This window comes from Bradyrhizobium sp. WU425, from assembly GCF_021052305.1.
In the GTDB taxonomy this organism is placed as follows: Bacteria; Pseudomonadota; Alphaproteobacteria; order Rhizobiales; family Xanthobacteraceae; genus Bradyrhizobium; species Bradyrhizobium canariense_D.
The window spans coordinates 7,688,528-7,700,011 of sequence record NZ_CP088089.1 but is presented as its reverse complement, the minus strand read 5'-3'; the positions used below and the strand labels follow the sequence as shown (position 1 = coordinate 7,700,011).

At 64.7% G+C, this 11,484-nt stretch carries 9 protein-coding genes and 1 pseudogene; 2 read left to right on the top strand and 8 right to left on the bottom strand.

What is annotated here, in order from left to right; translation table 11 throughout:
* The first annotated feature begins 115 nt into the window (after positions 1–115).
* Positions 116–1,309: an ABC transporter substrate-binding protein gene (locus BcanWU425_RS36645; RefSeq protein ID WP_231189558.1), complete on the top strand. Its 1,194-nt coding sequence runs from the start codon at positions 116–118 to the stop codon at positions 1,307–1,309.
* Between the two features lie 32 nt (positions 1,310–1,341).
* Here BcanWU425_RS36645 and BcanWU425_RS36640 read toward each other — a convergent pair.
* The 5 genes and pseudogenes from BcanWU425_RS36640 to BcanWU425_RS36620 form a co-directional block, all read right to left on the bottom strand.
* Positions 1,342–2,332 (bottom strand): annotated as a pseudogene (locus BcanWU425_RS36640) (IS30 family transposase); the annotation flags it as partial.
* Positions 2,333–2,511: 179 nt separating this feature from the next.
* Entirely contained in the window at positions 2,512–2,898 is a 387-nt protein-coding gene (locus BcanWU425_RS36635) for an MAPEG family protein (protein ID WP_018455974.1), read from the bottom strand.
* A gap of 27 nt (positions 2,899–2,925) precedes the next feature.
* A complete protein-coding gene (locus BcanWU425_RS36630) occupies positions 2,926–4,008 on the bottom strand; it encodes a lipocalin-like domain-containing protein (protein ID WP_204513130.1) in 1,083 nt (360 codons plus the stop codon).
* Positions 3,998–6,460: an ABC transporter permease gene (locus BcanWU425_RS36625; protein ID WP_231189555.1), complete on the bottom strand. Its 2,463-nt coding sequence runs from the start codon at positions 6,458–6,460 to the stop codon at positions 3,998–4,000. Before BcanWU425_RS36625 ends, BcanWU425_RS36630 begins: the two co-directional genes overlap by 11 nt.
* Positions 6,457–7,110 carry an ABC transporter ATP-binding protein gene (locus BcanWU425_RS36620; RefSeq protein WP_204513132.1) on the bottom strand — a complete coding sequence of 218 codons (654 nt, stop codon included), beginning with the start codon at positions 7,108–7,110 and terminating at the stop codon, positions 6,457–6,459. The genes BcanWU425_RS36625 and BcanWU425_RS36620 overlap by 4 nt, the downstream gene beginning before the upstream one ends.
* Before the next feature lie 145 nt (positions 7,111–7,255).
* Here BcanWU425_RS36620 and BcanWU425_RS36615 point away from each other — a divergent pair, with 145 nt between their 5' ends.
* On the top strand, positions 7,256–8,614 hold the full coding sequence (locus BcanWU425_RS36615; RefSeq protein WP_085349635.1) for an MFS transporter: 1,359 nt from the start codon (positions 7,256–7,258) through the stop codon (positions 8,612–8,614).
* Positions 8,615–8,801: 187 nt separating this feature from the next.
* Here the strand turns inward: BcanWU425_RS36615 and BcanWU425_RS36610 are convergent, their stop codons facing one another.
* The 3 genes from BcanWU425_RS36610 to BcanWU425_RS36600 all read right to left on the bottom strand — a co-directional run bounded on the left by BcanWU425_RS36610 (position 8,802) and on the right by BcanWU425_RS36600 (position 11,429).
* The gene (locus tag BcanWU425_RS36610; RefSeq protein WP_018455979.1) at positions 8,802–10,010 is read right to left on the bottom strand and encodes an MFS transporter; all 1,209 of its coding nucleotides are present in this window, start codon (positions 10,008–10,010) and stop codon (positions 8,802–8,804) included.
* 131 nt (positions 10,011–10,141) lie between these two features.
* Positions 10,142–10,315 (bottom strand): hypothetical protein, encoded by a 174-nt coding sequence (locus tag BcanWU425_RS36605; RefSeq protein WP_018455980.1) that lies wholly within the window; start codon positions 10,313–10,315, stop codon positions 10,142–10,144.
* A 76-nt stretch (positions 10,316–10,391) separates the two neighbouring features.
* Positions 10,392–11,429: an MBL fold metallo-hydrolase gene (locus tag BcanWU425_RS36600; RefSeq protein ID WP_018455981.1), complete on the bottom strand. Its 1,038-nt coding sequence runs from the start codon at positions 11,427–11,429 to the stop codon at positions 10,392–10,394.
* Between the last annotated feature and the right edge of the window lie 55 nt (positions 11,430–11,484).

Here is an 11,484-nt window from a genome sequence, read left to right as displayed (position 1 = left end):
CGTTTGCTTGGCACGCCCTTCATACTAACGACCAACATGCAATGGATGGGCACCGCCGGGGTTCTTCACTAGTATCCGCGCGATTTCAAAACAGAAAACTGCTGGGAGCTAACAGATGAAATCAGCACTTTTGGCCGCTGTCGCAATTTCGGCTTTGCTGCTGGCCGCGCCGGCCTCTGCGCAAGGCGTCAAGATCGGCATCCTCAACGACCAGTCCGGCGTCTACGCCGATTACGGCGGCAAATGGTCGGTCGAGGCCGCCCGGATGGCGATCGAGGATTTCGGCGGCGAGGTGCTGGGCCAGAAGGTGGAGCTCGTCACCGCCGACCACCAGAACAAGCCGGATCTCGCGACCTCGATCGCGCGCCGCTGGTACGATGTCGAGAACGTCGACATGATCACGGAGCTGACGACCTCATCGGTCGCGCTCGCGATCCACGAGCTTTCCAAGGAAAAGAAGAAGATCGACATCGTCGTCGGCGCTGCGACCTCGCGCCTCACCGGCGATGCCTGCCAGCCCTATGGCTTCCACTGGGCTTATGACACCCGCGCGCTCGGTGTCGGCACCGGCGGCTCGCTGACCAAGGCCGGCGGCGACAGCTGGTTCTTCCTCACCGCGGACTACGCCTTCGGCTACGCGCTGGAGAAGGACACCAGCGAGATCGTCACCGCCAATGGCGGCAAGGTGCTCGGTTCGGTGCGCGTGCCGCTCAACTCCTCGGACTTCTCCTCCTTCCTGCTCCAGGCGCAGAGCTCGAAGGCGAAGATCGTCGGCCTTGCCAATGCCGGCCTCGACACCACCAATTCGATCAAGCAGGCGTCCGAGTTCGGCATCGTCTCCGGTGGCCAGAAGCTCGCGGGCCTCTTGATGACGCTCGCCGAAGTGAACGGCCTCGGCTTGCAGGCCGCGCAAGGCCTGGTGCTGACCGAGGGCTATTACTGGGATATCAACGACCGCACGCGCCATCTCGGCGAACGCTTTCTCAATCGCACCGGCCGGATGCCGAACATGATCCAGGCCGGCACCTATTCGGCGACGCTGAGCTATCTCAAGGCGGTCAAGGCCGCCGGCACCAAGGATCCAGATGCGGTCGCCAAGAAGCTGAAGGAGCTGCCGGTCGACGACGACTTCGCGCAAGGCGGCAAGGTGCTCGAGAATGGCCGCATGGTCCACGACATGTATCTGTTCGAAGTGAAGAAGCCCTCGGAATCGAAGAAGCCCTGGGACTATTACAAGCAGCTCGCGGTCGTTCCCGGCGAGAAGGCGTTCTTCACTGCCAAGGAGAGCGGCTGCCCGCTGACGAAGTGAGGATCTCTATGTCGTCCTGGCGAAAGCCAGGAGGTGGATTCACACTCGAAGTGCAACAGTTGAGAGGAGAAGGCCTCTGCCGGGGTTCTGAAGTCAAGGCATTTGCGCGGGGTGTTGTTGTAGGCGGCAATGGACTGACGGAAGCGCCTGGTTGGGAGCTTTTCGAGGTCGGTCTTTCGGGGGATGAAGCGGCGCAAGCGGCCGATGGCGTTCTCGATGCCGCCCTTTTGCCACGGCGCGTGCGGGTCGCAGAAGAAGGTCTTCATCAAGAGGCTCTGCAAGGAAAGGTGGGCGGCGAACTCGGTGCCGTTGTCGAAGGTGACGGTACGGCGCAGTGCCTCCGGTACGGCTTTGAACAGGCGTACGAGATGGCTAGCGATACCGGCGGCGAACTTGCGTTCGATGGGAACGGCGAGCAGCAGGCGCGAGGTTCGCTCGTGGACGGCCAGGATGGCCTGCCGGTATTTGGAGAACATCATCAGATCGGCTTCCCAGTGGCCCGGGACTTTGCGATCGGCGACCTCGGCAGGCCGTTCTGCCAGCGAAACACGGCCTTCGATGAAGCTTGCGGGGCTCCCGCCTCGTTTGCCGCGGTGGCCTCGCTTGCTCTTGCCTCGAGGCAGATAGCGCCGCCAGGTGAAGTCCGTCGTGCGTGTGATCTGGGCGTAGATGAAGCGGTAGATGCTCTCGCAGGAGATCACCCTACGGCCACGTTCCCGGGCCAGCCTGCCTGCGACCTGTTCGGGTGACCAACCGCGGCTCAAGCCTGCCAAGACCTCGCGGCGCAAGCTGGCGTCCCGCTCGAGGCGAGAGCCCTTCCAGCGCCGCGCCCGGGTCTGCTGCTGAGCATAGCTTGGCTTGTAGCCGACTTGCCTGCCACGGTTCCGCCTCAGCTCCCGAGAGATCGTTGATGGCGGCCGATCCAAAGCTGCCGCGATTTGCCCGACCGAGCCGCCATTGGCCGAAAAGGCGGGCAATCTCGCATCGATCGTCAAGGGAGAGCTGTTTGTAAGTCCGCCCCATGGCAACACCTCCAGATGGAAGTGTTGCACTTCGTTTGTGAACTCAGGGGACCCATTACCCCGACAGCCGCTTGTTGAAACAAGCTGTCGCCGCCATCGTGCCCATAACCGTGTCCTGTCGTTATGGGTCCAGGCCTCCGCCAGGACGACGGCGGGGCAAGTGGCCGTATGTCGGCTGCCTCACACCAGCCGCAGCACCGCCGCTCCCAGCGCCCCCGCCCACAGCGCAATGGCCGCGATACCCTGAATAAAAAATCCCGGGCCGCGTTTTGCGGCGGCCTTCGAATAGCCGATGAAGTAAACGATGCGGCCGACGATCCAGACCGCGCCGATCGCCGCTGCGCCAGAATCGCTGATGTAAATCGCGAAAAGCCAGAGCGACGGCAGGAAGATCGGCATCCATTCCAGCGTGTTCATCTGGATCCGGAACGCGCGCTCGAAATCCGGATGGCCCGACATTGCCGGCACCTTGACGCCCGTTTTGGTGCGCGAGCGCGACACGTTGATGGAGGTGAAGAAGTAGAACAGGATCGCCAGCAGCGTGACGAGGGCGGTGAGGTGATGCATCGCTAGTCCCTTCGAAGAGGTCCCGGTTCAATACCCGGTCAGCTCGAGATAGCCAACGCCGTCATGCGTACCGGCAAAGCTGATCGGCCCTTCCCAATAGGAAAAACCGGTCCCCATCCACGCCTGTGGATTGAGCGGCTTGCACTGGATCGAGAACGACCGCGAGGGGATCGCGATCTGCCATTCCACCGGGAGCTTGTGTCCCGCGACCTCAGCCGTCGCTTTCGGCATCATCTGGATATCGTCGCCCGCGATCATCTGCGTCTCGCCCGCCGCGCTGATCCAGTTGCCGAACGGATAATCTTTGCCGTCCTTCTGCCGGAGCCGGTACAGCATCAGCTTGTCACCGGATGACAGGTGCAGCGACAGCCAGTCCCAGCCGGTCTGGTCGGCATCGAGTGGCTGGCTGCTCCATTCGCGGTCCATCCAGGCCTGGCCGGAAACATCGACCGTCCTATCGTCGATGGTGAGCGTGCCGCGGGCGCGATAGAACGGCTGGCTGTAATAATAGGAGGCCTGACCGCGCTCCGATTTACGGCTGTAGCCGCCGGCGCCCTGCAACACCACCGGACGATCGGCCTCGAGCGTCAGCACGTAACTGAAGTCGGCGCCCGAGGCCTTCAGCGTCAGCGGCGCTAAAGCGCGATCTTCGGTGCGCTCGGATCCGTTCATCTCCCAATCGTCGATCCAGGCCGAGAACGGTTTCGCCGTGACGCCGGCCTGTCCCACACCACCGCGGGAAAACAGCTCGTTGAAGCGGTGGGTGTCGGCGCGCGTTACCGCGGCATGCGCCATCCACACCTGTTGATTGGCCCAGCCCTCGCCCTGCGGCCCCGGCTGCGTCGCCTGCCGGAACAGCGTCCATTGCAGGCCGCAAGCCGCGCCGCTGCCATCGACGAGATTCGCCGTGAGATACCACCACTCGATGCGAAACTCCGGATGCGGCCCGTGATCGCCGGGAAAGGCGAACGTCTTCCCCGGTGTGACCTTCGCAAAGCCGTCGGCCGTTTCGCCGAGCCCGGCATAACCTTGCGCGCCCGCGCGGCTGACAGCCGCGAGCGCGGCGATCCCGCCCGCGAAGGTGCGCCGGGAGATCCTGTCAGCGCTCATTGGCAAACACCTTGACGAGGCCCGCCGGCTGCATCCGGGCCAGTCGGATCATCGGCGGCAGCGCGGCAAGCAACGAGGCGGACAGCGCGATCGCGACCAGTTCGACCAGTTGCAGCGGAAACACATGGAACGGCAGCCGCCAGCCGAACGCCTTCACGTTCACGATCGCGATCAGGCACCACGCCACCAGCAGCCCGAGCGGCACGGCCAGGAGCGAGGTGAACAGCGCGACCGACAGCGTCTTGGTCAATTCGATCGCGGCAAGGCGCGGCCGCGTGATGCCGATCGCCCAGAGCGGCGCGAGCTGCGGCAGGCGGGAGTTCGCCAATGTCAGCAAGCTGGTCAGAAGCGCGATCCCGGCGACGCCGAGCGTGAACGCGTTCAGCGCCGAAGTCACCGCAAAGGTGCGGTTGAAGATCCGGATCGACTCCGCCTTCACCGTCGCCTGGTCGGCGACGCTGCGGTCGTCGAGCGCAAACTGCTTCTGCAGCGCCGTGATCAGGCTGGGGATATTCTCCTTCGCGACGATGAGACCGATGCGCGTCTGCGGCGTCTGCGGAAAATGCCGGATCAGCGCCGCGACATTCACCGCCAGCTGTCCCTTGGGGTTGCCGTAGTCGGCATAGATGCCGACGATGTCGAGCTCCCAGGTCCCGCCCGGCGCCGGGACGTCTACGACGTCGCCGACGCGGACGTTGAGGCGGCGGCTCAGCTGCTCGCTGATGAAAGCGGCATTGCCGGGTATGAGTTGTGTCCAGGCACGGGGTGTGGCTTCGAGCAGCGGCCAGCGCTCGCGATAGAGCGCGTGATCGGGCAGGCCAAGCAATTCCACCGGCTGGCCCTGCACCTGCGCCTCGGCGCGTCCGCCCGACAAGATCGCCTGGACATCGCTGCGCTCCTTCAGCCAGTTGCGGATCGCGACACCTTTGGCGTTGTCGGAGGCGCTGATGTAGACGTCGGCTGCGAGCCGCCCGTTGAGCCAGCCGATGAAGGTGCGGCTGAACGTTCCCACCATGGTGGACACCCCGACATTGACGGCGAGCGCGAGCAGCAGCGCCATCAGCGCCAGCGACAAACCCGAGAGCTGCTGCCGACTGTCCGCCCAGAACCACAGCGCAAGCGGCCTCCGCGCGAAACGCTGCCCGGTCCGCAGGATGATGTCGAGGAAGGCCGGCAGGATCAACGCCGCGCCGAGCATCAGCGCTGCCAGCACGCCAAAGCCCGCGATCAGCGATTGCCCGTACTGGAGCAGCAACAGCGCGACCACCAACACAGCGCAGGCAGCCCCGCTTTGCAGGATCAGCCAACGGCGCTGCCGCTGTTGCCAGGCGCGCGGCTGCGCGGTCGCCAGCACCGGCATCCTGACAGCCTTGATCAGGCTGGTCGCCGCGGCCACCAGCGCGCCCACAATGCTGATGCCGATCCCGGCGAGCCACCATTCAGGTCGCAAGCTGAGCTGCCCCGGGATCTGCGCGCCATAGAGTCCACGCAGGGATGCTGCGACGTCGGGCAAGAGCGCGGCCGCAATGAAATAGCCGCAGGCAAGCCCGATCAGGCCTGCGATCAGCGACAGCGCCACGAGCTCGACCACCAGCACGGTGTTGACCAGTCGGGCCGAGGCACCGCAGGCCCGCAGCGTACGCAGCATCGGCAGCCGCTGCTCGAAGGCGAGACCGACGGCTGAATTGACGATGAAAAGACCGACGAAGAACGACAGCAGGCCGAACGCGGTGAGGTTGAGGTGAAAGCTGTCGGTGAGACGCTCCAGCTCGGTCTCCGCATCCGGCTCAACCCGCTGTAAGCGGTCGCCGACGACGCTCGCTAAGGGCGCGGGCTTGCCCTTGGGCTTGCCGATCAGAAGCCGCGAGATCTGGTCCGGCTTGTTCAGCAGCCGCTGCGCAACGCCGATATCGACCACGAGCACGTCGGGCACGAGCTGCGGCAGCACGCGCAGCGGCGGCAGTATTGCGCCGTTGCTGATCGGCGGCGCTGCGCCTTCCCGCTCCTGCAAGTCGGTCAACGTTTCCTTTGCCACCAGCGTCTGGCCCGGCGGCGCGACGAAGCTGCTCAGATCGGCGGCGCCGAGGCGCGGTGCGTTGCCGACATCGACCGGTAGCGTCACCGGCTCGATGCCGAGCAGCCGGACCGAGCGCCCGTTGACCTGGACCCGTCCCTCCAGCATCGGCGAGACCGGCCAGCCGGCGCGGCGCAGCTTGACGAACAGCTCCTGCGGAAAGGTCGCGGCATCAGGCGCGACCAGCATCGGCGTGCGCGCGCCGCCGAAGGTTGCCGCGGCGCGGTCATAGGCGTTGCGGGCCTGCTGGTTGATCGCCTGCACGCCGCTCCACAGCGCGGTCGCCGCGATCAGCCCGATCAGGAGCGTCGCGAACTGCATCTTGTGGCGCCGCCAATGGCTGAGCAGCACGGCGAGGACCCAGAGCGCGCGCCTCATGCGATCCGCCCGGCATGCAGGTTGACGTGGCGATCGAGTGTCGCGGCCAGATGCAGGCTGTGCGTCACCATCAGAAAGCCGCAGCCGGTGCGCGTGACGAGGTCGCGCGTCAAGGCCAGCACGTCCTCGGCGGTGGCCTCGTCGAGATTGCCGGTCGGCTCGTCCGCCAGCAGCAACGACGGCTTCGTCGCCAGGGCCCGGCCAATCGCGACCCGTTGCTGCTGTCCGCCCGACAATTGTTCTGGATAACGCTTGAGCAGGCCGCCAAGCCCGAGACGCTCGATCAGCTCCTTGTACCAAGCCTCGTCGTACCGGCCGGCGATCCGTGCCTGAAACACCAGATTATCCCCGACCGACAGACTCGGGATCAGATTGTATTGTTGAAACACCAGGCCGATCCGGTCGCGCCGCAGGCCCGCGCGTCCCGCATCGGACAATTTGGTGACCTCCGTGTCTTCCAGTCGGATCGTGCCGCCATCGGCGGCATCGAGCCCTGCGATCAGGTGCAGCAGTGTGCTCTTGCCGCTGCCGGACTCGCCGGTCAGTGCGACGCGTTCGCCGGCCTTGAGATCGAGATCGACGCCGCGCAGGACATGGACCGGCTCACCGGCCGAAGAGAACGTCTTGGAGAGGTTTTGGATGCTCAGCACGATGAATGGCGCCGGACGGAATTAGCGGAATTGCTGCGTAGCACACTTGCTGCGGAAATGCCGGGTTGCGTTGGTATTGAAGCCGTTGTTAGCTCCTAAGAGGACCACATCAAAAAAGTGCCAAAAAGGGACGACGGGGAGAACGATGAGCGCTCAGGCAACGCAGCCCGCGGCGGGCAAGATGACGGGGATGTCCAAGGAAACGTCGAAGGAAACGCAAAAGCAAACGCCAAAGGGCGCCTGGACCGTTACATTTCTCCTGTTTCTTTTCATGCTGGTGAACTTCGCCGACAAGATCGTCGTCGGTCTCGCGGGCGTTCCGATCATGACTGAGCTGAAGCTCGAGCCCGAGCAGTTCGGTCTGCTCGGCTCGTCGTTCTTCTTCCTGTTCTCGATCTCGGCGATCGTGGTCGGCTTCATCGTCAACAAGGTACCGACCCGCTGGGTGCTGTTGACGCTCGCGGTGATCTGGGCGCTGACGCAGTTTCCGATGGTCGGCACCGTCTCTTTCACCACACTCCTGATTTGCCGCATCGTGCTCGGCGCCGGCGAAGGCCCGGCGGCCTCGGTGGCGATGCACGCGATCTACAAGTGGTTCCCCGACGAGAAGCGCACGATGCCGACCGCAATCCTGTCGCAGGGTTCGGCCTTCGGCGTGATCCTGGCGGTCCCGGCGCTGAACTGGATCATCGTCAACCATTCCTGGCACTATGCGTTCGGTGCCCTCGGAATCGTCGGCCTGATCTGGGTCGCCGCCTGGCTCGCACTCGGCAAGGAAGGCCCGCTGGACACCCACGCATCGGCCGTGATCGAACCGAAAATACCCTATCTCCAGCTTCTGACATCGCGCACTTTCATCGGCTGTGTGACCGCGACCTTCGGCGCCTATTGGGCGCTGTCGCTCGGGCTCACCTGGTTCACGCCCTTCATCGTCAAGGGCCTCGGCTTCTCGCAGTCTCAGGCGGGCTTCGTCTCGATCCTGCCCTGGGTGTTCGGGGCGACCATCGTCATTCTCACGGGCTGGATCTCGCAGGTGATGCTGGCACGCGGCTACACGTCGCGGATCTCCCGCGGCGTGCTCGGCTCTGTGCCGCTGATCGTCGGCGGCCTGATCCTCGCGATGATGCCGCACGTCCAAGGTGCCGGCCTCCAGATCGCCCTGCTCGTGGTCGGCTCCGGCCTGTGCGGCGCGATCTACGTCGTCTGCCCGCCCATGCTCGGCGAGTTCACGCCGACGTCGCAGCGCGGCGCGGTTCTCGCGATCTACGGTGCGCTCTATACGCTTTCCGGCATCATCGCGCCGCTCGTGATGGGCAGCGTAATCCAGCGCGCCGGCAGCATGCTCGACGGCTACATGACCGGCTTCACCATCAACGCCGCGATCATGGTCGGCTCCGGTGCGCTCGGGCTGCTCCTGCTCTGGCCCAACACGGAAAAGGCCAGGCTGACCGGTGGAGCTGCTCCGCAGGCAGCGCCGCTGAAGAGCGCGGTGTCGCCGACGTAAGGGGCCACTTCAGCCAACCCAATCACAACTGTCATCCCGGCGAAGGCCGGGATCCATAACCACGATTTTTAGTTTGGCGAAGACTTGGAGTTGGCAGCTTTGCGCCACAACTCCGATTCGTGGTTATGGGCCCCCGGCCCCTATGCGCAATTGCGCACTAGGCCGGGACGACAATTGAGTTTGTTGCTCAAGCCGCGATTTGCCGCTTCCGCTCCGTGAACGGCGACAGCACCACCGTCGCGACCATGAAGATCACGGATGCGCCGAACACCCAATGCGGCGCGCTCTGGTCCATAATCCAGCCGAACAACAGCGGGCTGACGATGCCGCCGAGATTGAAGCCGGTGGAGACGATGCCGAAGGCGCGCCCCGCCGCGCCGGGAGGTGCTGCATTGCGCACCAGCATGTCGCGCGAAGGCGCGATCACGCCGGAGAGGAATCCCGCGGCCGCCATCGTGGCGGTCAGCGCCCAGCCCGGCAGCGTGACCAGCGCGATCAGCAGCACGATCGCCGCGTTCGCGGCGAAGCAGGCGGCGGCGACATAGCCGTGGCGCTCGGTGTGGTCGGCAAGAAAGCCGCCCGCGAGCACGCCGGCGGCGCTTGCACCGAGGAAGGCGGTGAGCGCGACATTGGCCGCGGAATAGGTCACGCCATAGCCACTCATCAGCGCCACCACGCCGAAATTGTTGATGCCGGCGACCGACAGGCTGAGCAGCATGAACAGTGCCGTCAGCGTGATCAGCGCCGGCGTGATCACGGCCTGTTTGGGTGCGTTCTCGGTGCCTGGCTTGGTCTTGTGCGCGCCGGCATCGGGAATGTTCATGGTCACCAGCAACACCGCGACCAGAACGCCGATCACGCCCGATGCGATCAGCGCACCGACACCGCCTGACACGATGACCATCGCGGCGACGATCGCCGGCGCCACCGCGCCGCCGAAATAGCCGGCAAAGGTATGGATCGAGAAGGCGCGGCCCATCCGCGCTTCGTCCATGTGCTCGGCGAGGATGGCGTAATCGGCGGGATGGTAGACGCTGTTGGCGAGCCCGAGCAGCACGGCGCAGGCGATCAGCGAGGTGTAGCTGAGATGCAGGCCAAGCAGGATCAGCGCGAGGCCGCCGAGGGTGAGGCCGCCCAGCAAAATCTTTCGCGCGCCAAAATGGTCGACGAGATAGCCGGTCGGCGCCTGCGTCAGCCCCGACACCACGGCCGACACGGTCAGCGCGAAGCCGAGCTCGACGTAGCCGACGCCGAGTTGATTTTTGAGGAAGGGAAACAGCATCGGCAGGACCAGCAGATGAAAATGGCTGACCCAATGCGCGATCGAAATTCCCGTCAGCGTGCGTAGCGCGCTGTCCGCCTTGCCTTGCTGCGGTGCGGCGAGAACGTCGACCATTGCAGTTCCGTTTCACGTCCTTTGGAGACGCGCAAACTATCGGGCAGAGCGGTTATTTGTCCATGAACGCAGGCGCATGGCAGTAGCGCGGGGCAGGACGACAGTTGAGAGCGTGGCAAGAGACGAGCCCCTCAAAACGGCTCGTCGTCCGGCCCGTAGCGGTCGCGCTTTGGTGTCGCGATGTCGCCGTCTTCGTAATCATCGTCTTCGGTGTCGCGCGGAGGCTGAGGCTTCTTCGCCTTGTCTTTTGCTGGCGCGTCGTCCGCAATTTTGGGCGGCGCGCTCGGCTTGCCGATCTTGGCCATGGCTGGTCCCGGACAGTGATGCTGCGCCCAAACCTATCCGGAAGATATGTGCAGTTCCTGACTTATCTCAAGGCGGTCAGTGCACCACCGGCCCGCCGGCCTTTTTCCAGGCATCGATGCCGCCGGCGATGTGGGCGGTGTTGGTGAGCCCGGCCTCCTTGGCGGCGGCGACAGCCATCGCAGAGCGTTCGCCGAAGGCGCAGAAGAACACGACGCGGCGACCGGTGGCGGCCGCGACCTCGCGCAGCATGCCGCCGGGCTTGAGGCTGTCCTCAACGGACGGATAGGGTGTATGCAGCGCGCCTTCGAGCATGCCGTGCTTCATCCGCTCATTGGTCTCGCGCAAATCGACCAGCAGGATATCGGGACGGCCGAGGCTGCGGATCGCCTCGACGGCGCGGAGCACGCGGCCCTCTTTCTCCAGCTCCTCCTGGTGCAGGCCGACATGCATGTTGGCGGGCACCGCGACGTCCATCATCTTCGGATTGGGCAGCTTCAGATTGGCCATCAGCTCGATATAGTCGTCGACCGAGCGCACCTGGAGCCGCGGATTGTAGCGTTTCTCCTCGCCGATGGTGGAGACGGTGTCGCCCTTGTAGTCATGCGCCGGGAACACCATGGTCTCGTCGGGCAGCTTGAGCAGGCGGTTGAAGATCGAATCGTACTGCGCGCGCGACGAACCGTTCTGGAAATCGGTGCGGCCGGTGCCGCGGATCAGCAGCGTGTCGCCGGTGAAGACGCGGTCGCCCATCAAGTAGGAGTAGGAGTCGTCGGTGTGGCCGGGCGTGTACATCACGTCGAGCGACAGGCCCTCGATCGTCACCTTGTCGCCGTCGGCAACCCGCATCGCCACCACGTCGGCCTTGGTCTGGTCGCCCATCACGGTCATGCAATGGGTGCGGTCGCGCAGCTCGCCGAGGCCGGTGACGTGGTCGGCGTGCAGATGGGTGTCCACGGCCTTGACCAGCTTGAGATCGAGCTCGCGCAGGAGCTGGCAGTAGCGGTCGACCTTCTCCAGCACGGGATCGAGGATCAGCGCCTCGCCGCCGGCGCGGCTCGCCAGGAGATAGCTGTAGGTGCCCGAAACACTGTCGAAGAGCTGGCGGAAGATCATGGCAAGACCCGGCGTGAACTACCCCGAGATTCTACTACATTTCGAGCTTACAAGA

Coding starts and splice junctions, on each gene's coding strand:
- BcanWU425_RS36645 (WP_231189558.1), top strand. CDS start 116: ATGAAATCAGCACTTTTGGCCGCTGTCGCAATTTCGGCTTTGCTGCTG.
- BcanWU425_RS36635 (WP_018455974.1), bottom strand. CDS start 2,898: ATGCATCACCTCACCGCCCTCGTCACGCTGCTGGCGATCCTGTTCTAC.
- BcanWU425_RS36630 (WP_204513130.1), bottom strand. CDS start 4,008: ATGAGCGCTGACAGGATCTCCCGGCGCACCTTCGCGGGCGGGATCGCC.
- BcanWU425_RS36625 (WP_231189555.1), bottom strand. CDS start 6,460: ATGAGGCGCGCGCTCTGGGTCCTCGCCGTGCTGCTCAGCCATTGGCGG.
- BcanWU425_RS36615 (WP_085349635.1), top strand. CDS start 7,256: ATGAGCGCTCAGGCAACGCAGCCCGCGGCGGGCAAGATGACGGGGATG.
- BcanWU425_RS36610 (WP_018455979.1), bottom strand. CDS start 10,010: ATGGTCGACGTTCTCGCCGCACCGCAGCAAGGCAAGGCGGACAGCGCG.
- BcanWU425_RS36605 (WP_018455980.1), bottom strand. CDS start 10,315: ATGGCCAAGATCGGCAAGCCGAGCGCGCCGCCCAAAATTGCGGACGAC.
- BcanWU425_RS36600 (WP_018455981.1), bottom strand. CDS start 11,429: ATGATCTTCCGCCAGCTCTTCGACAGTGTTTCGGGCACCTACAGCTAT.